Annotated in this window: 1 protein-coding gene; it reads left to right on the forward strand. The window is 66.4% G+C overall.

The genetic code is table 11. From position 1 onward, the window contains the following. Positions 1-9: 9 nt before the first annotated feature. Positions 10-250 (forward strand): hypothetical protein (locus SB816_RS33695; RefSeq protein WP_410548464.1); only part of this gene is annotated, 241 nt, incomplete at its 3' end.

Here is a 250-nt window from a genome sequence, read left to right on the forward strand (position 1 = left end):
GCTTTGCACATGCAAACGACCGATAACGTCTCGACCCGGTATGAAGGCGCGCCCGCCGCGCACACGCTGGGTGGTCAGCCGCAGGACGGCCAGGTCAGCGCGACGCAGTTCGCCGACCACAAGATCATTCGCCGTAACGGCAGTGTCGTGGGCTTCGAGCCGTCGAAGATCGCCATCGCGATGACCAAGGCGTTCCTGGCCGTCAATGGCGGGCAGGGCGCGGCGTCGGCGCGTGTTCGCGAACTCGTCG

The organism is Achromobacter sp. SIMBA_011 (genome assembly GCF_046535435.1).
Lineage (GTDB): Bacteria > Pseudomonadota > Gammaproteobacteria > Burkholderiales > Burkholderiaceae_B > Achromobacter > Achromobacter dolens.